Below are 23,753 nucleotides of genomic sequence, written 5' to 3'. Positions count from 1 at the left end.
AAGGATTGCCTATGAAAGTACTTCCCAGCATTCAGAGCCCGCGGGACCTGCGCCTGATAAAAAAGGAACATCTCCCCACCCTGTGCGAAGAACTGCGCCGCACCATTATAGAAACCGCCAGCAAAAACGGCGGCCACCTGGGTTCCAGCCTGGGCGCGGTGGAAATCATCACGGCGCTGCATTACGTGTTCAACACGCCGGAAGATAAAATCGTTTTTGACACCGGGCACCAAGCCTACGCGCACAAACTGCTTACGGGCCGCCAGAAAGACTTTGGCACCATCCGCACCCAAAACGGCCTGAGCGGATTTCCCAAACGCTGTGAAAGCGAGTACGACACCTTTGGCGTCGGCCATGCTTCCACGGCCATTTCCGCCGCGCTCGGGATGGCTATCGCGCGCGACCAGAAAAAAGAAAAATCCAAAGTCATCGCCGTCGTGGGCGACGGCTGTTTAACGGGCGGCATGGCCTACGAGGCGCTCCAAAACGCGGGCCTTTTGCGTTCGGATTTGCTGGTTATCCTAAACGACAACCAGATGTTTATTTCCAAGCGCGTCGGGGCGCTGGGCAAAGCGCTTACCAAGCTGCTTACCACGAAATACGTCCAGCTGGCCGAAGAAAAAGCCACCAACTTCTTAAAGCGTTTTGACGAACTGGGCAACAACGCCGCCAAGCTGGCCAAGCGCGCGCGCTCCATTCTGTTCCCCGGCACGCTGTTTGAAGAAATGGGTTTCCGCTATTTCGGCCCCGTCAACGGCAACGACATCAACGAAATGATTGAAGTGCTGGAAAATTTAAAAGACGTTAAAGGCCCGGTTATGCTGCATGTGGTAACCAAAAAAGGCAAGGGCTATAAACCCGCCGAAGAAAAACCGACCAAATTCCACGGCATCGGCATCTTTGACGTGGACACCGGCGACACCATCGGCAAGTCCAACTCCGTTACGTTTACGCAGGCGTTTTCGGACGCGCTGTTAAAACTGGCGGAAAAGGATAAATCCATCACCGCCATCACCGCGGCCATGCCGGAAGGCACGGGGCTGGACGCGTTTCGCGACAAATTTCCCGCCCGCTACTTTGACGTCGGCATCGCCGAAGAGCACGCCGCCACTTTTGCGGCGGGCCTGGCGGCGGGCGGCTCCAAACCCGTCGTGGCGCTTTATTCCACGTTCGCCCAACGCTGCTACGACCAGATTGTGCACGACATCTGCCTGCAAAACCTGCCCGTCGTATTCGCGCTGGACCGCGCGGGCCTAGTGGGCGAAGACGGCCCCACGCACCACGGCGTGTTTGATTTAAGCTTCCTGCGCGACATTCCGAACTTAATTCTCGCCGCACCGGCGGATGAAAACGAAATGCAGCATATGCTCAAAACGGCTTTTGACGCCAACGCCCCGTTCGTACTGCGCTATCCGCGCGGCGCGGGCTTCGGCGTGAAAATGGACGACGCCCCCCAAGCCCTGGAAATCGGCAAAGGGGTGTGGCTTAAAAAAGGGAAGGACGTCAACATTCTGGCCATCGGCAACCGCGTGCACCCGGCCCTAAAAGCCGCCCAGGCGCTGGCCGAAAAAGGGGTGGACTGCGGCGTAGCCAATATGCGTTTTGTCCGCCCGTTGGACACCGGGCTTATTGACGAAGCTTTAGCCCTGTCCCCCCGCCTGGTAACGACGGAAGACAATATGCTCGCGGGCGGCTTCGGTTCCGCCGTGGCGGAATACTTAACCGACAAGCAGGCCGATTTCAAACTTCTGCGCCTGGGCATCGGGGACGAATTTGTGGAACACGGCAAGGTATCCCAGCTCTACGACCAGCTGGGAATGAGCGCCGGACAGATGACGGACCATATTCTGAAATGGAAAACCAAGTGAGGGATTATGAGCAAAGAACAAGACGCCATTGAACACGAAGATTCCTATATTAAAGCTTACGAAGACATCCACCTCTTAAAACAGGACGTTATGCGCCCCGTGCGCATGGAGCTGGAAGTGATGAAGCCGGAGCTTTACCTGCAGAAGTTTAACATCAAAGAAACCATCGTCTGCTTCGGCAGCGCGCGCGTGCGGGAAGAGAAAGAAGCGCAGGGCAAAATCAAAGCCGCCAAAGAAGCGCTGGCCAAAAACCCCTCGGACGTAAACTTGCAAAACCGCCTGTACGAAGCCGAAGGCCTCGCCAAGCTGACGAAATACTACGAAGAAGCCCGCCGGTTTGCCAAAATCGCGGTACAGCGCGCGGGCGACCGTTTTGCCGTCGTTACCGGCGGCGGACCGGGCCTGATGGAAGCCGCCAACCGCGGCGCGTTTGAAAACGGCGGACGCAGCATCGGCATGAACATCACCCTGCCGCACGAACAGCGCCCGAACCCGTATATCACGAAGAACCTGGCGTTCCTGTTCCATTATTTCGCCATCCGCAAACTGCATTTGGTGATGCGCGCCAAAGCGTTTGTGGTGTTCCCCGGCGGATTCGGCACATTTGATGAACTGTTTGAAATTTTAACGCTTGTTAAAACGGGCAAAAAACAGGAGATTCCGATAGTGCTCGTAGGCAAACAATTCTGGGGCGACGTGGTGAACATCAAAGGCCTATCCTCCTACGGCGTGATTTCGCCCGAAGAAGCCGAAGCCTGCACGGTGGTGGAAACCGCCGAAGAAGCGTGGGACGTACTGGCCAAGTTCTACAAAATCAAATAAACTATCCGCCAAAAAGCCCGGCGCCGAACGCCGGGCTTTTTTATGGCTAAAATGAATATGCCCCGCCGATACCATACCAATCGGCATGATAGGTTCCGCCCAATTTCTTGCAAAATGCGGTTCCTTTGTCCGTCTGGGGAAAGCATCCGCGCTTGCCTTGCGTCCAATAATCCGGCTGCTGGGCGATGATACCGTCCGGTATCATTAAAAACATATAATCCGGATTATCCATTCCGCCGGCGTATTTGGGGACTGCCACAATGGTATTACTATAAAAAGCCGCAAACGTAAAATTTTTTGTTTCCAGCGTACCCCCCGTATCGGATAAAGTGCCGTACTGTTCCAAGCCTTCGCCCATCATATCCCAGCAAGAGTTACCGCTTGCATCCGAAAGAAGGCATAAGGTTACATTATCACATACCTTTTTCATAACGGTTAGGGCTTCGGTCATACGTGCTTTTTGTACGGCATTTTCATACTGCGGCAGTGCCACCGCCGCCAATATGCCGATAATAAGCACGACAACCAACAGTTCTATCAAAGTAAAGCCTTTTTGCATAATAACTCCGGAAAAGCATAGATTTGCCCGACACAGATGCCGTATAAAAACGCCAAGCAAGACGGGCCGTGCTTTACCCAATTTATCAAAAAAAAAAAAACAAATCAAGGCCCTCCGGGCCTTGGGGTTCTGGCCTCAACCAGGGTTAACGCAATGAACGGTACTATTAATTAGATGGGAACAACAAAGGGGGTATGAAGCCGCCCGCAGAGTCCAGGTCTGGGGGGCGCTGGCGGCGCGCAGCGTGCCTGGCCAGGGCTAAAGCAATAAACGGTGCTATTACTTAATGGAAACAACAAAGGGGGTATGAAGCCGTCTGGTATGCCGCGGCCCGCAGGGTCCGCCCCTCCCTTTCCTTGACGGTGCCATCCGACTAATGGAGGCACACTGTTTAAACAATGTTGCCAAGCAACGTAACGTCCGCAAGGCTCTTTGGGGCCGGAAAAAGCACAAAAAAGACCGCCGGTTTGCTGCCCGGCGGTCTTTTGTTGTTTCACTAAATTATTTTTTCTTCGCTACTTTTTTAACGGCTTTTTTAGCGGCCGGTTTTTTGACGGCGGCTTTTTTTACAGTCGTTTTTTTGGCGGCCGGTTTTTTAGCAGCGGTTTTTTTAACGGCGGCTTTTTTCACGGCCACTTTTTTCACGGTTTTTTTGGCGCAGGCTTTTTTCGCACACGCTTTTTTAGCACAGGCTTTTTTCGCCGGTTTTTTGACGGCGGCTTTTTTCACGGTTACTTTTTTGGCGGCCGGTTTCTTGGCGGCGGCCTTTTTCACGGTTTTTTTAACAGCCATTTTTTTCTCCTGAGACAATTAGTTTTAACCTCATAAAAATAATAGCACAAATTATTTTAAAATGCAACTTTTTCTCGTCTTAAAATAATTTTTTCAAAAAAATCAAGCCCCGTTTTTTTACGTCTAAAAAAATACTTTTTATTTTTTCTCCGTCGGAGATTTTCTCCCCGCGCGCAAAATGGCATATACGCCCGTGCGTCCGCACAAGGCCGTAAAAATAAATGCGTTTAATGTGTTCCTGTACGCCAGCGACACCGCAACCGCAAACAAAAGCGCGTACCAAAAATGTGTTTGCCGTACGGAAAATCCGCTCCAAAAACTTGTCAGCGCAGCATAACAAATAAGCGCGATGTAAAACCAATTGCACACATAAAAAATTTGCAGCGTGCGCTTTAAATTGCTTACGCCAAACACGCGCAGGATAAGCGGCAGAAACGTACTTTTTCCAAACGCAAACAGCACGCCAAGCACAATTCCCTCCGTGTACAATCCGTTAAAAATATGCCCCGCGCCGGGCGCGGCCAAACTCAGCACAAGCGCGATTAACGCATTCATTTATCCCCCCACAGTTTAAGCAAAGCCGCCGCCGTTTTTACTTTGGAAACCCGCGCATATTCAAGCCCGCTTCCGCGCGTCATTTCCCGCGCCAGACGTTCCATTTTTTCGGCAGACCCCTGTTTGAGTTCCAGCTCAATTTCTTTCATGCATACGCGACGCCCGACCACCAAAATTTCGCAGTCGTCCAATGCCAGCTCAGCTTTTGCTCCGTCGTAAAAAACTTCCGCCGTGCGCCGGCGGTTGCGAATGGAAAACACCGGCCGAAGCCCGGTGATATCAAGCCCCTTCCACCGTTTTTTTGCGTTTAAAAATTCCAATGCGTCCGCTAGATTTTTGATGTTTGCAAGCGGCATAGTTTCTTCACGCCGCACGGCTTTTCCGTTTTTCACTTCCGTGCGCGTTTTAAAAGCGGCTTCCCATTTTCCGTCGGTATTGCGCACGCGGAACGCAATCAACCGTTTTTCAAACTCGCCGCCCGGACGTTCCAAATAAACGTCTTCAATCTTCAGCCGGCGCGGAGATGAAACATTTTCTTTCCCCGCCGCACGGCGTACGGCGGCCAGCATCCGCATAAACGCGCGCGGAGAATTGGCATCCCACTTAAATTCGGTTTCCATATTCTTCATAAATTTAGTTTAGCAAAAAAGTATAATACTTTTAGGAGGTAGCGCATGAAAAAATTACGCCAGCCGACTTCCCTTCAGTGCTTTGGATGCGGGCGGAAAAACCCCTTCGGCCTGAAATTGGAATGGTATAACAATTATGACGACAAGCAAGTGGAAGCCGATTTCACACTTGACGACAATTACTGCTCGTACCCGGGCACGGTGCACGGCGGGATTGTAGCCACCATTTTGGATGAAACATCCGGCCGCGCCGTCCTGCTGAACAACGATTTTACGCGCCTGATGGTAACGCTGAAAATGGAAGTGGTCTACAAACACAACACCCCCACGCACACGCTGTTAAAAGCGGTGGGACGCATTATTAAAGACAGCGGCTCTCGCGCGCTGGTGGAAGGAGAAATCCTCCTGCCGGACGGAACCGTATCGGCCAAATGCACGAGCATTTTGTATAAGATTCCGCAGGCGGTAAAAGAGAAATGGGGCGCGGAAGAAGAAGAATGGGCCCGCACAACGCCCCGCGCAGAAGAGTAATCTCAGACGGGGCAGCCCGGCTGCCCGTTGAGTTCGCGCTCTGATTTTGCTAGAATAAATTATCGCTTTAGGATCGGTAGCTTAGCTGGTAGAGCGCCTGCTTTACACGCAGGAGGTCACAGGTTCAAGTCCTGTCCGGTCCACCATCTTAAAAGGCACTCCGCACGGAGTGCCTTTTTTTGTTGGAGTAAAGAGCCGCCCACCGACGGGAAAAGCGCGGAATTTTTATCCATACGGGTTTTAGAGAGGTTTTTAGGGGTGAAAGAAAGGCCCGTTTCCGGGCCTTGTTCTCTAATGGGGAAATTTGAAGGATCCACTTTACAGCCTATTCCATTCCTTTTCCTGCCGTTCAAAACTACTTTCCCCCTCTGCCAAGGTCATAACTTCCTTTAAACTCAGACTACGCGGATTATTATACTCTAAGATATCCGACACGATCTTGGGCCAGAGATAACACAAATTTAAATACCGGGCAAAAGTGCGTTTATTCATACCGCTGGTCTTTTCCCATTCACGCGTGGGCAAGCCCTTTTCTATCATCTTCTTTAGTTGCCACCCGCGTGCGAGACCGCGTACTAAACTCTCATTTAACTGGCGGACAGTTAAAATATTCCGCGCCGACCCGTTTTGCAATTTAACCGATGACACATTATCTACTACAAAAGTGTTTCTTACATATAACGCACCGTCTAACTTGTCAGCGGAGAGAGGCAGTATGTCCGTTTGTCCTGATATCCTTGGGCAAGCACTTAAATCCGCCTTTATCTGCTTTTCATTAAGGAAAATGCTCAAATAATGGGTCTGATTCATACTCTGACAAATTGCTTTTTCTATCCAGTTCTGCATTTGACTATCTGTTAGTCTATCTCTATCTGCCAACGCTTCCAAATCTCCAAAATCCGTCATTTTAAGCGTTTTTAGCACAAAACTATCCAGTTGTTCCACAGGAAGATAATGTCCGCCAACGCCGTTGTAATAATACAGGAACTTTTTCCCCTTCTTGTTAGACGAAGTCAGCCGAAACGTCTGCCCTTTGTCATCGTATAACTTGCCCGCCAGTACAGTTTTATGGGTTTGATAATGGCTAAAAGCATTTGGATCGTTAATACGTCGGCGAATCAAGTCTTGTACTTTATCCCATAAATTCTGCGGCACAATCCCAGAATGTTTACCGGCATATACCTTGTTTTTGGCATAATGCGCAATTTTGCCAATATAAAGTGGATTCGTTAGAATACGCTGCACATTACTTTTGTAAAATTGACCGCCGCCATGCTCGTGCTTACTGCGCTTTGCCACCCATTTTTTTGTGTAAAAACCTTGTTCATTAAGGTACTCCGCCACGGAAAACATATTCTCGGTTTCTATATATTTTTGAAAAATTAGCCGGACAAGCGTGGCTTCTCTTTCGTTCACGCTGAGTTGCCGTTCATTCACATCATATCCTAGCGGCGGAGTTCCGCCCATCCAGAGCCCCTTGGCTTTACTGGCCGCAATTTTATCCCGTACGCGCTCTGCCGATACTTCCCGCTCAAACTGGGCAAAGGATAACAGCATATTAAGCGTCAGTTTCCCCATAGAATTACTTGTATCAAACGACTGGGTAATAGATACAAAGTTACACTCGTATTTATCAAACTCCTGCATCATTTTGTGGAAGTCTATAATAGAACGCGACAGACGGTCCACTTTATATACCACCACTACTTGGATATGGCCCGCGCGAATATCGTTAAGAAGTGCCTGTAATCCCGGGCGATCCATTGTTCCCCCGCTGATACCGCCGTCCGAATAAGTTTTGGTATATTCCCAACCGTTGAACGCTTGGGATAAAATATAGGCCTTACAAGCTTCTTCTTGGTTTTGGAGCGAGTTAAACTCCATATCTAGGCCGTGTTCGGTAGATTTACGCGTATAGATGGCACAGTTAATTTTAGGCATATCGTTTCCCCGTAAGTCCAAAAAATTTGGGGCCGCTTATGTGGCCCCGTGTTATCTTTTGCGCTATTGCCGTCAAATTGGAATAGATATTATTCTCCCATTCGTATTCTTTCTCCCCTTTTACGGCAACTTGATATATGTTTCCCTTATATTTCTTGGTTAGGATAGTCCCTATTGCCAAAGAATACTTATTCTTATTTGCCCGTTGGATATATTTCTCTGGGTTACTAGCGTATTTATCCAATCTCGTGATATATTTTTCTGCCAGTTTACAACTATACAACTCGCATTGGATAGCATACCACAGAGGACGATATTTACATTTCCTTCCTCTCAACGGGTAACGGTAGAAGATATCCCAATAGAATTGGAGCTTTTCATTGGATAACCCTTTGAGTTCTTCCAAACTTTTAGGTAAATAACATTTATTTCTCATTTAGCACCTTCCGAATACGGTGTAGTTTACGGGCAGCTTGACCCTTACCATAATAGGCTTTGGCTAATTCGTCAAAAAATTTTATGGCAAGGAGTAGTAGCTCTGTATTGTACAGCTTCTTGGGGCGGCCAAGTGGATTGCCCGAACGCCCCTTTACAAAACGCCCCGATACAGGTGGTAACTGGCGTGGCGTCATTTGGTAAGCCCAAAGAACACATATCCGCTGATTGGCCGCCTGACTATATCCATAGCCACGCGGGAGATACTTTTGTATGTCTTTCCTTGGTATTCAAAGGCGTTTTCAAGCACTTTTACTTCAAGGGTTTGCCCGTGATAAGTTTTGGTGATAATAGCCCCAACTGCAGGTAAACGACTGTCCCGTTCTTTGGGCGTCGCCGCCGCTGACTCAACAGCATGTTGTTTGGTAATTTTTACAGCAGCTTTTTTGATGTTTTTCTTCATAAACAACTCCCGGTAGTATATTGGTTTTAGTAGGGCTTTTTGAGCCCATCACTATTACCGCTTACTATCGGGAGTGAAGTCAAGAGATATCCCCAAAGACAGATTAGTTATTATTGCACAAATCAGTCAATGCCGATATACCTTTTAATACAAACATCTATTAAAGAATCATTTTTTGAGGGGTAAAAAGAGCGTTTAATAGTCTTTTACGCAGACTCCCGCGCACAATCAATCCAGACACTTGAGATAGATTTGACAAAAGACCTTGTTTCCTAGCTTGCGCAAGATATTGTGAAAATGTCATTTTCCCATGTTCGCACAAACACCAGTTGCGCCAACCGATTCGCAAACGGTGATAAGTGTTTAGTTTCCAAGCCAACTGCAAATTTTTTTCCCCTGCATTCATTAATTTCTTATGCAGACCATCCAGATGAAACCATTGTTCCGCCGTGGGGCCAGTGGAGAAAGTTTGGCAATCTTGCCCAGAATGGAGCCGGTATTTGATAAATGGAAATTGTAAAATTGCCGCTTTGCCGTCCGTACACGCTCCTAGCATAAACGGAACATCCTGCACCTTGCCGTATTGTTTAAAATCGGGCCGGAAAGCTTTTTTTAATGCTTCGGTACGGTAACTAGCGGAACTAAATGTAAATGAGCCACCCAAAAAGATGTAAGCAGAAAATTCACTTGCATTGTGTAACACGGCGGTTGTAGTGTCGCAAGCGTTAAAAGGCTGGTCATCCCAATCTCCCATAGCCGAAAGCGCAACATTTAATTCTGGGATTTGGTTATAAGCTTTCAAAAGAGTTTCCAAATAGGCCGGATGAATCAAGTCATCGTCATGCGCCATTACCGTAATAGCACGGGATGCGATGTTTTGGCAACGTTCGGTGCATCCGTATACATTTAAAGACTTGGGTTCGTAGATTAACTCTACCCCTTTGGACGAGTAGTCACGCGCTACCTGCAGAACTTCTTCTGTTGGGGCGTTGGCCAACAACACAAGACGTGCCCCATGCACGGTTTGGTTTAAATAACAATCTAGCGCTTGCCGCAGAAAAGCTGCACGGTCATGCGCGAAAAAGAAAACTTCTACGTCTTTAGCAGTATAACTCATAGACTATTTTCCCCTAAACTGCATGGCATATAAGGCCGTATATGCCCCGTTCTTCTTCAAAAGTTCCCCGTGACGCCCCTCTTCCGCTATCTTCCCGTCGTTTATCACCACAATCTTGTCCGCATTTTGTATCGTCGACAATCGGTGCGCTATCACGATAACCGTCCGGTTCTTCATCAGGTTCTCCAACGCTTCCTGCACCACCCGCTCCGACTTGTTGTCCAATGCGCTCGTCGCTTCGTCCAATATCACGATCGGCGCGTTCTTTACAAACGCACGCGCTATCGCCAACCGCTGTTTCTGCCCGCCGGACAGCAATATCCCACGCTCCCCTATCTGCGTTTCCAATCCTTCCGGCAGCTCTCTGACAAATTCCTCCAAACACGCGTTCTTTAATGCCTGCCAAATAACTCCTTCATCCGCTTCGGCGTTGCCCAAAAGAATGTTCTCCCGGATCGTTCCAGAAAACAAAAAGTTGTCCTGGAACACCATCGCTATTTGTTTGCGTAAGGAGTTTTGACTAATATCTCGGATATCGGAACCATCAATCTTAATGGAACCTTGCTGAATATCATAGAGCCTAGGCAACAGGGCAGAAATGGTAGTCTTGCCGCCACCTGAATTTCCAACTAATGCTATAGTAGTTCCCACAGGAATCGTAAGATTAATATCATGCAGGACTTCCCGGCCAGGCAGATACCCAAAATGCACATGCTCAAATATGATCTCTTTATTTACTTCTTGCAGTTCCTTAGCCGTACTTAAATCTTTGATCTTAGGTTGAAGATCCAAAATATTAAAGATACGGTCTATCGCCAAAAAAGAATTTTGAATTGCAATATAGTTGTTTCCGACAGATTTAAGCGGCGTATAGAGCATCATCAACGCAGCAATAAATGCTACGAAGTTACCGCTAGTAATTTTCCCGCTGACAATCAAATAGCTGCCGCATCCAATTACTAAAGCCACACCTATGGACATAATAATATGCATCAAAGGAGACAGCCAGTTTGTCCCTTTTACCATTTTCATTGCCAGGGCAAAAGTCATATCGGTCACTTTGTGGAAACGGTGTTTAAACTCCTCTTCCAATGTAAAAGAGCGAATCGTCTTATTGCCGGCAAATGTTTCGTTATAAATTGTCATTACGTAAGACAAATTTCCTACCGTCTTTTCCAAAATTTCTTTCATTTTTTTACGCACAACCGACATCGGATAGATAAACACCACCAGTACGGCAATGGCGATTACCGCCAATTGCCAGGAGTTGTACAAAAGCACACCTATTAGCGAAATAGACGAAAAAGTTTTAGATAAAAATTGCTTTAAGTTATCGATCAATCCTGTAGAAGCGGTTTCAGCATCATTGGAATACCTGAATAAAATTGTCCCCGAATTATTTTGATCAAAATACGAGGTATCCATAGATAGAAGTTTATCGTACAATTTACGCTTCACTCCAATCGTAATCTTTTGAGCCACCCATGTATTCAGATAGTTTGAAGCATAGATTAAAACCCCTTGTACAACAGTAAAGCCAACAATCAGAAAAGGAATTAAAGCCGAAAAATGCGGCTGTTTGTCCACCATTACTTTATCCATAAAAGGCTTTAAAAACATGGCCACGGCCCCATCCAACGCCCCCACAGGTACGGTTAACGCCACACCAAGAGCTGCACGGAACCAATAGGGCTTAATATACGGCCACATCCGCCGGAAATTTACAACTAAAATGTTATTCATGATTTGTTCTTGAAGTAGTTTTTTCATAAAAATATACCCTATAAAATATCTCAAAATCTCATTTTTGACTAAATAAAGGCCATCGCAATGCTAATGATTGATGAATATATTGCTTTACTCCAGCACAGGTGGTCACAAAAAATTCTTTTGGATATTTTTTCAATAAAATAGTGTATTTGTCCCAAAACAAACGGTTAGCATGGCCTGGGCTAATATGGCGACAATTAATTTGCACCGCATAGGTGGAAATCCCATATTGTCTAGCCGCCAGCGAAAAATCTTCGCAATATAAGTGGAAATCAAAAGCGGGGTCAAAACGCAAATTATACTTACGAATTAATGAACTGTGCACTATTTGGCAACACGCATCTACAGTATCTACTAAGTGAGGTCTTGTTATTTTGCGTCCAATCAATTTCTCTTTCTCTGGCACACCTTGTTTAATTTGACCATAAAACAAAGGATATATGTCCTTGCCTCTATGAGTCTTAATGAAACTTTTACCACCAAACTTGATGCTCCATGTCTTGCGAGTGGTGGTTTGTACACCGATAGGACCATAAATAACGTTTTTATCCAATTGGGCAAATAATGCTTGTGGGCTCTCCAAAAACTCAAAATCCTGATGGCACAATACCAACCAAGCATCCTTAGGCATTTTATTTTCCAGAAAATGATTAAAATGCACGGGAATAGGAATATTTGCCCGGGTATTCTCATACTTTATAAGAGTGCATCCCCGTAAAAACGGATTGTTTTCTATCAAGGCCTCGTACTGTACCAAGTTAGTAACCACGGAAATCAAATAAATTTGTTCTTTTCCTTTCATATTGCAGGATGTTAAAGTATTTTCTTCGATATATATTCAGGATTCTTTTTCAAAAAATGCTTAATCTGCCATAGATTTCTAAGTAATTTAAAATATTCTCGGCGCTGCGAGCGAAATTTAGGCAAAGACAACTTGTAAACCGCCCCAGCCCAAACCGGGAAGGATTGCCTCAATGCCTTGCTAGTTAATCGTGCCCACAACTTTGGAAATGTTTGAATCGTCCTTTTCAACAACCCGAAATCTCCTGTTTCCTTGCAAACATCAATTACTCTAGACATTAATTCTGCCAAATGTAATATTTGATCAGAAGCAAATTGTTGCTCGGCTTGTAAATAAAAATTCAGCATTGGAAAAAGAAACCGTTGAAACCATTCTTCGCTGTAACAGTTAAACCAAATTCCATTTTTATGTTTCCTATAAACGGCCATCACTTGGGGTAAAAAACCAATTTTTCCTTTTTGAGCATACAACAGATGAAGGAACCAGTCGTCCGGAATAATATTTTCCGGAAACAGTTCTGCCAATTCATCATAAAGGCTCCAACGGTACATGACAGAATTTGTTTGTATAAAATTATGTTTCAGCAAATCCGCCAGTCCCAACGTAGTTTTATAAAAACGATAGTCCTCCCGTGGAAAATATTCGTCTGGCCTGTTTCTTTCATCCTCCCAATGTATACAAACAGGATGGAAACACATGCTATATTCCGAGTGAGAATCTAAAAAATCTACCTGTCGTTGTAATTTATAGGGATCTGTCCAATAATCATCTCCCTCACATAAGGCCACATATTTTCCCTGAATCCGCCCCCAATTGAATCGTTTATTTGGATGAATTTTTCTCGAAAAATAATTTATTTTGCTTATAACAGGCTTGATAATATCAGGATATCGTACAGCATATTCTTTAATAATTGTAGCTGTCCCGTCCGTTGAAGCATCATCATAAATCAATATTTCGAAAGGAAAATTTGTTTTTTGCATAACAAAACCTTCAAATGCCTGTCTGATAAAACTCTCGTGATTATAAGCAATGCAACAAATAGACACTTTAATTGAATTCATCTTTTTATATACTTAATATCAGATATATTTTTTCGCTTTTAAACAATCAAAACGTTTTGATTCCATTTCTTTTTTCATATCTTCCAACATTTTTTTATATGAATATGCTGGTTTGTAGCCCAAATCTTTTTTTGCATTTTTAATACTGTAATGATGCTGATTAAGTTGTACCTTTTTTTCTGGACGATACTTTATAATACATGGTTTATTAGTTGGAGAGAATACTTCGGCAATTCCCAACACTTGTTCTTCCAAAGAGGTCCTTTTCCCTGTAGAAACATTATATATGCCTGCTTGAATTTTGTTATGAATCGCTTTAAGCATCATTTGAGTCAAATCTTTCACGTATACGATGTCTTTTTGTATTTTGCAGTCTCCCCATATTTCCAGAGTTTCTCCTCGTAAGGCCTGGCGGATCATTTTGCGATACCCGACTTCACATCGTTTTCCATCAACATAAAAGAATTGATTTGGATGATAAGAATAAATATTAGGGCAACGGAACACAGCATATGAAAGTCCCGCCGCAACATGATAATGTTTAATCAGTTCTAAGGCCGCAATTTTTGAGATTATATAAACAGTATGATCATTTCCATATAAAATTGAATAAGGTAAATACGGATTAATGGGTTTTTTTTGTCCCCAATATCCGCCCATATCGCTGTGAGATTGAGTGTATAAGATTTGTTTGGCTCCAACTTTTTTACAATATTCTAAAGCATTTAGTGTTCCCAACGTATTAATCTCAAAATAACGGTTTGGTTCGTATCCTTTCATAGTGGCAGGCATGATTGCAGCTAAATGGACAACAACATCAACATTACTCTGAGGCAACAACTTGAAATCCTGCGCTTTTGAAACGTCCAAATGAACATAAGGGATACCCCTTTCCCGAAAATAAGGAAGTACTTCATCATTACGGCCGGTGGCTATAATATGATGTCCATCTTTTAATAATTCATCGACTAAATAAAGCCCAATCATCCCAGAAGCGCCTAAAATTACTATATTCATAAAGTATTCTCCGTAATTAATTTAAAACGATCTAACATAGAACAAATCGTTTGTGGGGAATTAAACATCATTACATCCACTATGGATAGTCCAGCCTCAAAAGAAGGAGATAAGCCATATTGAGAGTATGGTAATAATTCCACTTGTTGAAAAACGAGCTTGATTTGTGAGCATTCATATTTTTTTCTATCAAAAAAAGAGATGCCCCCCGGAGGATTCCAATATTCCGTAGTTCCATTAATAACTTTACATATATTCAGAGCCCATTCATCTGGAGCATGCGGCGTCTCGATTTGTAAATTCATTTTGGAAAATATTTGACAATTAAACGGTATAGACAAGTATTTGCATATAGTTTTTAATACATTGTAATTTAACAAAGTAATACTATCTGTATCTAAGGCAATAGCTTCCTTGACCACATCTATAGTTTGAGCATAATAAGGTGCTCGTCGTTTGTAAAACGTAAGTTGAGCAATTAACTTTTCTTGCCACGGTTCTTTTCTGATACGAATATCTTTAATCAATGTTTCTCTTGGATGTTTTTCCAATGGGATAGCAATATAAGTCCAACCTCCCCCTTGTTTCAGTATTCTATTACGCTCGATCCATCCGTGCTTAATAAATTGAACAGAATCAAATAAAATAAATTGATTTGTATGCTTTATTAAACTGATGTATCCCAAATAAGGGAAAAAATAAGGTTGCATGATACCTAGTTTCATAGTAATTTATCTCGCAAAATAGCTAATTTAAATTGAATAGTTTGTAAAAAAATATAAATTTTCCAACCAACGCTAATTCCAAATATATGTTGTAATCGTCGCAACATTTTAGTTTTACGTACAATAGTGGAAAAAAAAGCATTGAAACGATACCCTAAAGCTTGGTTAAGTTCATAATGAATGATTTCGTTGTTATAATTTCGCTGGCGCTGAGACAGAGAAGACCACATACCTTTTCCTGTTTGAGGATGAATAGACATGATTTTGTCTATAAAGAATACTGGTCCAAAACTCAAATGATAGAAAAATATATAGGTATCTATTAGTGGCAATGTATATTGCGAAAAATCCACAATATGCCGATAGATAATTGCCGATGTATGAATATATATGGGTCGTTCAAATGAAACTTGACGTGTTTTACCAGTATTCCAACAACGCGCATCTGCAGAATTATGATATAAAGAATAATCATAATTTTTTTGTACAGAACGGCAGATTGTATCATGTGCAAAAGCTATATACTCTGGATTCTCTTCTAATACATCCAGCGCCGTTTCAATTTTTGTTTCGTCGTCCCAGTAGTCATCCCCTTCAAGAGTGCACCAATACTTTGTATTAATTTTTTCTTTTGCCCAACGGCTATGTTCGCCTTTTGTATTTTTCATTTGGGCAATAATATGAATTCGAGATGGATATTTCTTTTGAAATTCCTTACAAATTGCCAGCGTATTATCAGTAGAATGATCTTCTAGAATTGTAATAATAAACGGATATTTGGTTTTCTGCTCTAATATACTGTTAAGAGTTTTTGCAATGCTATCTTCATGGTTATATGTTAATACATAAACTGTTAGTAAGTAAGGCAATTGTGTATGATTAAGTGGTTGAAACTGTGTATAAAGATATTTTCCATTTGCAAGCCAATTTGGATCATTCTTTTTCCAAAATACATTCTGTTTCTTTTTTTGAGCCGGGTTACCGGCTAAGAGACAATGTTTCTGGGGAAATGGTTTGGTTACTACAGCATGACTTCCAACAATACATCCGTCGCCAACAAGTGCATTTTTGAGTAACACACAATTCTCCCCAAACCACACTTTGTCCCCTATACGAATTCCAGAACCAGGAGCTGAAAATACACCTTGTTTATTATATATTGGATGTCCATCTGTTGCTTTGATGAGAACATTGTTTGCCAACATACATTGTTGGCCCATGATAATATTTTGATTGGAATGAAATGTAATAATTTTTGCCTGCTCTATGCTACATTGTTTTCCAATCGTTACATTTGTATAACTAACTTTACGTTGAGCGTCCTTGCCCAACCGAATTTGAAGTCCATTATGAATATAAATTGATTTTTCCAATTTTATATTACAAAAATGTCCATAAAGAACAATTGATACTTTCCCTTTTCCTGTATGCCAAAGTTTAGCGATAGTAATATTATTGTCACTTCCGTAAACAGTAATATCCAACTGTTGGGCGTCACAGCTTTCTATTGCAATTAAATTGCGTTTTCCAAAGTTATGAATGCTCATAGGTTAAATTATGCTCTGTAATATATGTATAACTCGCCAAATACTTTCTTCCCTCAGATTTGGATATAACGGAAGACACGCAATACGGGAACAAATATCTTCCGATATGGGGCACAATATTCGTTCATCTAAATACGGCAAAGTGTTGAGGGACGGATAGAAATACCGTCTGGGATAAATTCCCTCATTATTTAATGCTTTAAATACGCGTAACAAAGTTTTTTCATCTTTAAACAATACCGGATAATAAGCGTAGTTATAAATTAATTCTTTTTGCATTTGGGGTCGTTCTATCTGCCCGGCCAATTCTTGATCATATAATTCACAGATGCGCTTTCTGGCCGTTACAATTTCCCCCAAATGAGGCAAAACAGCAAGTCCCATAGCCGCATGGAATTCAGATTGTTTTCCATTAATTCCCAAACAGAAATGATTATCGCCACAATGACCAAAACGTTTGACCAGGTCCAGCTTTTGGCTAACGCTTTTTTCTCTAATTATTACGGCTCCGCCTTCCACAGTATGAAAGAGTTTCGTTGCATGAAAAGACAAAGTAGCAACATCACCATAACTACATAAAGATTTTCCTTTATATACAGAACCAAATGCATGCGCAGCGTCATAAATAACTTTTAAATGATACTTCTCGGCAATTTCTTGAATTTTTTCCACATCACACGCATAACCAAAAACATGAACCGGCATGATTGCGCGAGTTTTAGAGGTAATAGCCGCTTCGATTTTACTAGGATCAATGGTAAAATTTTTCGGCTCTATATCTACAAATACAGGTTTGCAGCGTTGCCATAAGATGCTGGAAGTTGTTGCCACATATGAAAACGGCGTTGTAATCACTTCCCCTTTATCAATACCCAGAGCTTCCAGCGCTAGTTGTAAGGCAATGGTTCCATTGGTTACGTACTGGAAGTATTTAACCTGTAAAAATGTTCGCAATGTTTCCTCTAATTCTTGCAAGAGCGGACCTTGGTTTGTCAACTGATTAGAGGCATAAATTAAGTCAATTTGCGCTTTATATTCCTCAATCGGAGGGAGATACGGTTTGGTAACTAAAATTTTTTCCATATCATTTATCCAAATACCACTTAACCGTTTTTAAAATACCGCTTTCAAAGTTTTCTTCCGCTTTCCACCCCAATTCCGTTTCCAGCTTCGTCGCGTCTATGGCGTAGCGGCGGTCGTGCCCCGCGCGGTCCTGCACGAAAGTAACCAGTTCTTTATAAGATTTCCCGTCAGAGGACGGACGCAATTTATCCAACCAACCGCAAATAGTATCCACTATCTGCAAATTATTCCGTTCGTTCCGCCCGCCGATATTGTACGTCTCTCCCGCTTTGCCCTTCTGCCAAACGAGCGATATCCCCCGGCAATGGTCCAGCACGTACAGCCAGTCCCGCACGTTTTTCCCGTCCCCGTATATCGGAATCGCCTGCCCGGCCAACGCCTTGCGGATAATCGTCGGAATCAATTTTTCATCATGTTGTTTCGGACCGTAATTGTTGGAGCAGTTGCTCGTCGTTACGTTCATGCCGTAGGTATGGAAATAAGCGCGGACCAAAAAATCGCTTGAAGCCTTGCTTGCAGAATACGGAGAATTGGGCGCGTAGGGCGTCGTCTCGGTAAAGAGTCCCGTCTGCCCCAGCGTGCCGTACACCTCGTCCGTGGAAATATGGTGGAAACGGCTGTTTTCATACCCCGGTTTTACTTGCCCGGGCGCGCTCATCCAATGGCGGCGGGCCGCTTCCAGCAGCGTAAACGTCCCTTCTATGTTCGTTTTGACAAACGGCAAAGGACCTTTTATAGAATTGTCCACGTGCGATTCCGCCGCAAAATGAAACACGCCCCGGATATCGTGCTCGGCAAACAGTTTGTTTACCAACTCCGCATCGCAAATGTCGCCTTTTACAAACGTATAGTGCGGATTGCCTTCGCATTCTTTTAAATTGTCCAAATTACCCGCATAAGTCAGTTTATCCAAATTAATAACGCGGTATTGCGGAAAGTTTTCCAAAAAATACGGCACGAAATTGGAACCGATAAACCCGGCGCCGCCCGTTACTAAGACAGTTTCTTGAGACATTCTTCCACTCCTTTGGTCCAATGGGGTAAATTCAAACCGAAATCCCGTTTGATTTTGTTTTTATCCAATACGCTGAAAGCCGGCCGCTTGGCCGGTGTGGGATAGTCCAGGGTCAGTATGGGACGAACCCGGCAGGCGGCGTGCGCCTGCGTTAAAATATAGTGGGCAAAATCATACCACGTGGCCGTTCCTTCGTCCGTAAAATGGTAAATTTCTTTGCTTCCCGGTTTAACGGCGGGCAAAATGCGCAGCGCGGCCTGGGCCAAATGGGCGGCGTAAGTAGGCGTGCCGAACTGGTCGGCCACCACGCGGATTTCCGTTTTTTCTTTTCCCAGAGCCAGCATCGTTTTTAAGAAATTTTTCCCATACTCGCTGTACAGCCAAGCCGTACGCAAAATAACGACGGTGCCCGCATAGCTCAACACATTGTGTTCCCCTTCCAGCTTGGTCCGTCCGTACACGCCCAGCGGGCCGGTGGCGGCGGATTCGGAAATGGGCGCATTGGCCGAGCCATCAAATACGTAATCGGTGGAAATATGCAGCAGAGGAACCTCTTTTTTCGCCGCCAATTTTGCCAAGTTGGCCGGCCCTGCGGCGTTAATCCTCCGGGCAAGCTCCGCCTCTTGTTCGGCTTTATCCACATTGGTGTATGCGGCGCAGTTGATGATTGCCGAGAAATCATGCCCGTCCCCAAACTCCAGCACGGCTTGTTCGTCGGTAATATCCAATTCCGCCGCGTCGGTGTACAGCGCATTGTCTCCCAAAATATCTTTTAAAGAACGGCCCAACTGCCCGTTTGCTCCCGTAATCAAAAGCATGGATGTTCCTTATATGCGTCAAACAACGGATTTTTTAAATCTTTTTCCGACAAAACGGCTTTAGATAAGTCTATTTTCCAATCAACCGCCAGTTCCGGGTCGTCAAACCGGACCGCCCCTTCGGAGGCTTTGTTATAATAGTTATCGCACTTATAGGCGAACTTGGCCGTTGGCGTGAGGACGGAAAATCCGTGGGCAAATCCGCGTGGAATAAAAAACTGTTTTTTATTTTCGCCGGAAAGCTCCACACCGAACCATTTGCCAAACGTTGGGCTATTCAGGCGCAAATCCACCGCCACGTCCCAGACGGCTCCTTCCAATACGCGCACCAGCTTCGCCTGCGCAAACGGCGGCTTTTGGAAATGAAGTCCGCGCAGGGTGTTCTGAACGGAAAAAGACTCATTGTCCTGTACAAAATCGGCGGAGATTCCCGCGCGGAGCAGGGTTTGCCGGTTGTAAGACTCATAAAAATATCCGCGCTTATCCTCAAACACCCGGGGCGTCAGCACCAGCAGTCCCTCAATAAACGGCTTAAAAAAATCCATTTTTCATGTCCTCCGGAATACGCCGCAAATACTCCCCGTATTTCGTATTTTTCATCAGAGCGGCTCTTTGTAAGAGCACATCCTCTCCAATCCAACCGTTTTTGAACGCAATGGCTTCCAGACAGGCGATTTTAAGCCCTTGGCGGCTTTCCAAGGCCTCAATAAACATAGAGGCTTTAATAAGGTCCGAATGCGTGCCCGTATCCAGCCAGGCCATACCGCGCCCCATCAGCTGGACGGACAATTCTCCCCGCTTCAGATACCAGTCATTGACTGCGGTAATTTCCAACTCTCCACGTGCGGAAGGTTTCAGACTTTTGGCCACCTCCACCACGCGGTTGTCATAGAAATAAAGCCCCGTCACGGCCCAGTTGGATTTGGGAGCCTGGGGTTTTTCTTCTATAGACAAAGCTTTCTTTTCCGAATCTATTTCCACTACGCCGTACGCCGTGGGATTTTTGACGTGATAAGCAAACACGGTCGCTCCGGTTTTTTTGGCGGAGGCCTCCCCCACCAGTTTCTTTAAGTCGCGGCCATAGAAGATATTGTCGCCTAAAATCAGACAGACGCTGTCGGAGCCGATAAATTTTTCTCCCAGAATAAACGCTTGGGCCAACCCTTCGGGTTTGGGCTGTTCGACGTAAGAAAGCCGAAGGCCGTAAGCGGAGCCGTCTCCAAAGAGTTTTTTGTAGAGAGGGAGGTCCGCCGGGGTGGAAATGATAAGAACGTCCCGTATCCCGGCCAGCATCAGCACGGAAAGAGGATAAAAAACCATCGGTTTGTCGTAAACGGGAATGAGCTGCTTGGATATGCCAAACGTCGCCGGATACAAACGGCTGCCCGTACCTCCGGCCAAAATGATGCCCTTCATGATATTCTCCCTTTCAAATAGCCTTTACGTCTAAAAATATTGCATTCTATACTTGGGAAAAGGGCTAATACTCTTGGCGGAGGAAAAAGCCCTTTTCCCCTTCATATGGATGTGCTGACCCATATGAAAAACTCTAAATCCTCATCACAGAATTTAGTTTATATGCAGGAATCCTATTGTGGGCTTAATAAAAGAAAGGCAAATCAGTGAAGAAAAGAAAAACGGCTGAATAATTCCGAGGCTAATCCCAGTCCCAGTCATTAAACAGCCGTGGTTCCGCATATAAAATATGCGAAACACTCGGCAGAAGACAAAGGGCTCATGACTTCCCTTCATCTTCTGCCTAAACCAGCTATTTTGGGACGGGATTAGCACGTTATTAAACGACTTCCTATTCTCCAATAGGATTCCCAAAACAGATAAATTGTATAAAACCGCCTACGCGGATGTACTACTCAAACCTCTAATATATAATTTATTTTAGTATAACAAATTTAACGCAACAAATTCTACCTCATATAAAACACTTCTATTACGAGACACAAAAAAACCTTATTTTACAAAAATTTTTATAACGGGAAGAAATCAAAAAGTTCTCCTCGCTAACGCAAGACTCCCTTATTTGATCAAAATACTTCATATACCGATCCAATATCCCAGAAATACTCTTTAACCAGTCGACGGTACCCTGCCGCCGCTTAACAGCGTGGTTCTGTGCCGCAGAGAAGACGGCCTTAAAATCAAACGGCTGGGGATTTTAATAGTGAAAACGGCCCCCGGTACTGCTTGATTTCGGACAATAAAGCCAAATACGAGCCGTTCTTGGCTAACGAATCCGTGGAAATTTTAGGGAAAATGCTCAGAATGAATTAAAAACAGTCTCTCTTGTTGCCCCCGCACAGTATTTTGGCAACTTGAATACAATAAAATGTTAAGATTATAAAATTATATTTCAGAATACAAATAACAAATAATGTTAAGATTACACTTGAAAAATGTTAAGATTATTGTTAAGATACTGGTATGAAACATTATATCTATCAAAATGAAGGTTGGCCCCATTTTACTTGGGAACATCAAAAAATAAATTCCTTATTGACCGAAGTATTAACGGCCAAAGGTTTTTTGTTTGGACAAATGTCTGCCGTAGGGCTCCAACCGCAAGACACCGCCCATTTGGACAACATCACAAAAGATATTGTTACCTCTGCCGAGATAGAAGGCGAAAAACTGAACCTTCAAGAGGTGCGATCTTCTATTGCCCGCAAATTAGGTATATCCATTGCAGACAGCATTCCCAGCAAGCGTAATGTGGACGGCTTGGTAGATATGATGTTGGATGCTTTGCACAATTATAATGCCCCCTTAACAGACGAACGTCTTTTTGGGTGGCATAATTGCTTGTTCCCTACCGGATACAGCGGCTTTTTTAAAATTGATGTCGCTATGTATAGGAAAGACCAGAAAGGCCCTATGCAAGTAGTGTCTGGCCCTATTGGTATGGAAAAGGTACATTATGTTGCCCCGCCAGCAGCAGAAGTGCCCGCTGACATGAAAGATTTTTTGGACTATATAAATAATTCTTCGGAAAATTTAATTATTAAAGCAGCGGTAGCTCATTTATGGTTTGTATCCATTCACCCGTTTGACGATGGAAATGGACGTATTACCCGTGCTATTACCGATATGCTCCTTACCAAATCCGATAACGGAAGCAAGCGGTTTTATAGTATGTCCGCCCAAATACAAAAAGAGAAAAAAGCATACTATGGCATACTAGAAAAATGCCAGCAAGGTTCTCTTGATATTACAGAATGGATGGAGTGGTTTTTGATTTGCTTAAAACGGGCATTAGAAAGCGCCTCCAGCGCTACGCGTATAATTTTGCTTAAATATCAATTCGTGAACCAAGCAAATGCCGACTTAAATCCACGGCAAAAGAAGATGATTGGACTTCTTTTTGAAGGATTTAATGGTAAGCTAACTTCTTCCAAGTGGGCTAAAATTAACAAAATAACGCAAATGACGGCTAACCGGGATATTACGGATTTGTTAGGCCACGGCTTGCTTATCAAACACGGCGACGGAAGGAGCACTCACTATACCTTACCGGATAAGATTAAAACAGAAGAAGAATTATAAAACTTCTCTTCTATAGACAGATATTTCTATAATCAGCACAATCTACGCATTTTTTGCGTAGATTGTGCTGATTTATTATGAAACTAAACGCAAAAAAGAGATGTAAAAGGCCGTTTTCAAACACCCTGGTATCTACGGGCAGTTTCCCTGCCATTTAATAATTTTTCCCTGCATATCTTTGTTTTTTCCCTGTTAAGTGTTTTAGGGAATTTGGAACTTCCGGATCCGGTTTCCTCCGACGTAGCTCTTTATAACGGGATATCTCCAAAGTCCGCAAAATAGTCCTAAAATGGGCAAAAATCCCTGTTTTTACCCTGATAAACAGGGAAAGCAACGTCTGGGTTTTAGAGAGAGGAAACCATCACGCACGCCTGCCCCACCATTTTATAAGGCATCTCGTTAGAGATGCCTTTTTTGTTGGATTGATAAGTGCCGCCCGATGGGAAAAGCGCGGAATTTTTATAAGTCCCGGTTTTAGAGAGGTCTTTAAGGATACAAGAAAGACCCGTTTCCGGGTCTTGTTCTCTAATGAGGTAAATTTGAAGATCGGAAATAAATTTTGTTTTTATAAACATCAAAAATCCCTCTTACATTACTTCATTCACAATTATTTATGAATGATGTAGAATAAGGACATATATT

General features: G+C 43.9%; 25 protein-coding genes and 1 tRNA gene. 5 read left to right on the top strand and 21 right to left on the bottom strand.

From position 1 onward, the window contains the following. Nucleotides 1-11 precede the first annotated feature (11 nt). Together dxs and ACQY36_RS01155 are read left to right on the top strand one after the other, a co-directional pair. On the top strand, nucleotides 12-1,868 hold the full coding sequence (dxs, locus tag ACQY36_RS01160; protein ID WP_428077391.1) for a 1-deoxy-D-xylulose-5-phosphate synthase: 1,857 nt from the start codon (nucleotides 12-14) through the stop codon (nucleotides 1,866-1,868). Between the two features lie 6 nt (nucleotides 1,869-1,874). Next, nucleotides 1,875-2,690: a TIGR00730 family Rossman fold protein gene (locus ACQY36_RS01155; protein ID WP_428077390.1), complete on the top strand. Its 816-nt coding sequence runs from the start codon at nucleotides 1,875-1,877 to the stop codon at nucleotides 2,688-2,690. Nucleotides 2,691-2,736: 46 nt separating this feature from the next. Here ACQY36_RS01155 and ACQY36_RS01150 read toward each other — a convergent pair whose 3' ends face one another. The 4 genes from ACQY36_RS01150 to ACQY36_RS01135 form a co-directional block, all read right to left on the bottom strand. After that, the gene (locus ACQY36_RS01150; RefSeq protein WP_428077389.1) at nucleotides 2,737-3,249 is read right to left on the bottom strand and encodes a pilin; all 513 of its coding nucleotides are present in this window, start codon (nucleotides 3,247-3,249) and stop codon (nucleotides 2,737-2,739) included. 501 nt (nucleotides 3,250-3,750) lie between these two features. Beyond that, a complete protein-coding gene (locus tag ACQY36_RS01145) occupies nucleotides 3,751-4,041 on the bottom strand; it encodes a hypothetical protein (RefSeq protein WP_428057522.1) in 291 nt (96 codons plus the stop codon). Nucleotides 4,042-4,179: 138 nt separating this feature from the next. Next, nucleotides 4,180-4,596, bottom strand: a complete 417-nt coding sequence (locus tag ACQY36_RS01140) for a hypothetical protein (protein WP_428057524.1) — start codon at nucleotides 4,594-4,596, stop codon at nucleotides 4,180-4,182. Then, nucleotides 4,593-5,225 carry a CYTH domain-containing protein gene (locus ACQY36_RS01135; protein ID WP_428077388.1) on the bottom strand — a complete coding sequence of 211 codons (633 nt, stop codon included), beginning with the start codon at nucleotides 5,223-5,225 and terminating at the stop codon, nucleotides 4,593-4,595. The genes ACQY36_RS01140 and ACQY36_RS01135 overlap by 4 nt, the downstream gene beginning before the upstream one ends. 45 nt (nucleotides 5,226-5,270) lie before the next feature. Here ACQY36_RS01135 and ACQY36_RS01130 point away from each other — a divergent pair, with 45 nt between their 5' ends. Together ACQY36_RS01130 and ACQY36_RS01125 are read left to right on the top strand one after the other, a co-directional pair. Further along, entirely contained in the window at nucleotides 5,271-5,756 is a 486-nt protein-coding gene (locus tag ACQY36_RS01130; RefSeq protein WP_428077387.1) for a PaaI family thioesterase, read from the top strand. A gap of 70 nt (nucleotides 5,757-5,826) precedes the next feature. Next, nucleotides 5,827-5,902: transfer RNA gene (locus ACQY36_RS01125), tRNA-Val, on the top strand. 172 nt (nucleotides 5,903-6,074) lie between these two features. Here the strand turns inward: ACQY36_RS01125 and ACQY36_RS01120 are convergent. From ACQY36_RS01120 to rfbA, 16 genes are all read right to left on the bottom strand, one after another. Next, nucleotides 6,075-7,697 carry a recombinase family protein gene (locus tag ACQY36_RS01120; RefSeq protein ID WP_428077386.1) on the bottom strand — a complete coding sequence of 541 codons (1,623 nt, stop codon included), beginning with the start codon at nucleotides 7,695-7,697 and terminating at the stop codon, nucleotides 6,075-6,077. Then, on the bottom strand, nucleotides 7,690-8,133 hold the full coding sequence (locus tag ACQY36_RS01115) for a DUF2924 domain-containing protein (protein WP_428077385.1): 444 nt from the start codon (nucleotides 8,131-8,133) through the stop codon (nucleotides 7,690-7,692). Before ACQY36_RS01115 ends, ACQY36_RS01120 begins: the two co-directional genes overlap by 8 nt. After that, a complete protein-coding gene (locus tag ACQY36_RS01110) occupies nucleotides 8,123-8,329 on the bottom strand; it encodes a DUF5681 domain-containing protein (RefSeq protein ID WP_428077384.1) in 207 nt (68 codons plus the stop codon). Before ACQY36_RS01110 ends, ACQY36_RS01115 begins: the two co-directional genes overlap by 11 nt. Next, complete coding sequence (locus ACQY36_RS01105) at nucleotides 8,326-8,595, bottom strand: DUF2924 domain-containing protein (protein ID WP_428077383.1); 270 nt, start codon at nucleotides 8,593-8,595, stop codon at nucleotides 8,326-8,328. Before ACQY36_RS01105 ends, ACQY36_RS01110 begins: the two co-directional genes overlap by 4 nt. A 160-nt stretch (nucleotides 8,596-8,755) precedes the next feature. Then, complete coding sequence (locus tag ACQY36_RS01100) at nucleotides 8,756-9,712, bottom strand: glycosyltransferase (protein ID WP_428077382.1); 957 nt, start codon at nucleotides 9,710-9,712, stop codon at nucleotides 8,756-8,758. 3 nt (nucleotides 9,713-9,715) lie between these two features. Further along, nucleotides 9,716-11,482 carry an ABC transporter ATP-binding protein gene (locus ACQY36_RS01095; RefSeq protein WP_428077381.1) on the bottom strand — a complete coding sequence of 589 codons (1,767 nt, stop codon included), beginning with the start codon at nucleotides 11,480-11,482 and terminating at the stop codon, nucleotides 9,716-9,718. 31 nt (nucleotides 11,483-11,513) lie between these two features. Then, entirely contained in the window at nucleotides 11,514-12,284 is a 771-nt protein-coding gene (locus tag ACQY36_RS01090) for a hypothetical protein (RefSeq protein ID WP_428077380.1), read from the bottom strand. An 11-nt stretch (nucleotides 12,285-12,295) separates the two neighbouring features. After that, complete coding sequence (locus tag ACQY36_RS01085) at nucleotides 12,296-13,348, bottom strand: glycosyltransferase (protein WP_428077379.1); 1,053 nt, start codon at nucleotides 13,346-13,348, stop codon at nucleotides 12,296-12,298. 18 nt (nucleotides 13,349-13,366) lie between these two features. Then, nucleotides 13,367-14,365 (bottom strand): NAD-dependent epimerase/dehydratase family protein, encoded by a 999-nt coding sequence (locus ACQY36_RS01080; protein ID WP_428077378.1) that lies wholly within the window; start codon nucleotides 14,363-14,365, stop codon nucleotides 13,367-13,369. Further along, the gene (locus tag ACQY36_RS01075) at nucleotides 14,362-15,090 is read right to left on the bottom strand and encodes a WbqC family protein (RefSeq protein WP_428077377.1); all 729 of its coding nucleotides are present in this window, start codon (nucleotides 15,088-15,090) and stop codon (nucleotides 14,362-14,364) included. The genes ACQY36_RS01080 and ACQY36_RS01075 overlap by 4 nt, the downstream gene beginning before the upstream one ends. Continuing rightward, entirely contained in the window at nucleotides 15,087-16,637 is a 1,551-nt protein-coding gene (locus tag ACQY36_RS01070) for a glycosyltransferase (RefSeq protein WP_428077376.1), read from the bottom strand. The genes ACQY36_RS01075 and ACQY36_RS01070 overlap by 4 nt, the downstream gene beginning before the upstream one ends. Nucleotides 16,638-16,640: 3 nt before the next feature. Further along, nucleotides 16,641-17,720 (bottom strand): DegT/DnrJ/EryC1/StrS family aminotransferase, encoded by a 1,080-nt coding sequence (locus tag ACQY36_RS01065; protein ID WP_428077375.1) that lies wholly within the window; start codon nucleotides 17,718-17,720, stop codon nucleotides 16,641-16,643. 1 nt (nucleotide 17,721) lies between these two features. Next, complete coding sequence (gene rfbB / locus ACQY36_RS01060; protein ID WP_428077374.1) at nucleotides 17,722-18,735, bottom strand: dTDP-glucose 4,6-dehydratase; 1,014 nt, start codon at nucleotides 18,733-18,735, stop codon at nucleotides 17,722-17,724. Continuing rightward, complete coding sequence (gene rfbD / locus ACQY36_RS01055) at nucleotides 18,714-19,553, bottom strand: dTDP-4-dehydrorhamnose reductase (RefSeq protein WP_428077373.1); 840 nt, start codon at nucleotides 19,551-19,553, stop codon at nucleotides 18,714-18,716. The genes rfbB and rfbD overlap by 22 nt, the downstream gene beginning before the upstream one ends. Next, nucleotides 19,544-20,098, bottom strand: a complete 555-nt coding sequence (gene rfbC / locus ACQY36_RS01050) for a dTDP-4-dehydrorhamnose 3,5-epimerase (protein WP_428077372.1) — start codon at nucleotides 20,096-20,098, stop codon at nucleotides 19,544-19,546. The genes rfbD and rfbC overlap by 10 nt, the downstream gene beginning before the upstream one ends. Beyond that, nucleotides 20,085-20,969 (bottom strand): glucose-1-phosphate thymidylyltransferase RfbA, encoded by an 885-nt coding sequence (gene rfbA, locus ACQY36_RS01045; protein WP_428077371.1) that lies wholly within the window; start codon nucleotides 20,967-20,969, stop codon nucleotides 20,085-20,087. The genes rfbC and rfbA overlap by 14 nt, the downstream gene beginning before the upstream one ends. Nucleotides 20,970-21,992: 1,023 nt before the next feature. Here rfbA and ACQY36_RS01040 point away from each other — a divergent pair. Then, entirely contained in the window at nucleotides 21,993-23,111 is a 1,119-nt protein-coding gene (locus ACQY36_RS01040) for a Fic family protein (RefSeq protein ID WP_428077370.1), read from the top strand. A gap of 344 nt (nucleotides 23,112-23,455) precedes the next feature. Here the strand turns inward: ACQY36_RS01040 and ACQY36_RS01035 are convergent, their stop codons facing one another. Then, complete coding sequence (locus tag ACQY36_RS01035) at nucleotides 23,456-23,689, bottom strand: hypothetical protein (protein WP_428077369.1); 234 nt, start codon at nucleotides 23,687-23,689, stop codon at nucleotides 23,456-23,458. Between the last annotated feature and the right edge of the window lie 64 nt (nucleotides 23,690-23,753).

It is taken from the genome of Candidatus Avelusimicrobium alvi (assembly GCF_958451995.1).
Lineage (GTDB): Bacteria > Elusimicrobiota > Elusimicrobia > Elusimicrobiales > Elusimicrobiaceae > Avelusimicrobium > Avelusimicrobium alvi.
This window is presented reverse-complemented; position numbering and strand designations above follow the sequence as displayed.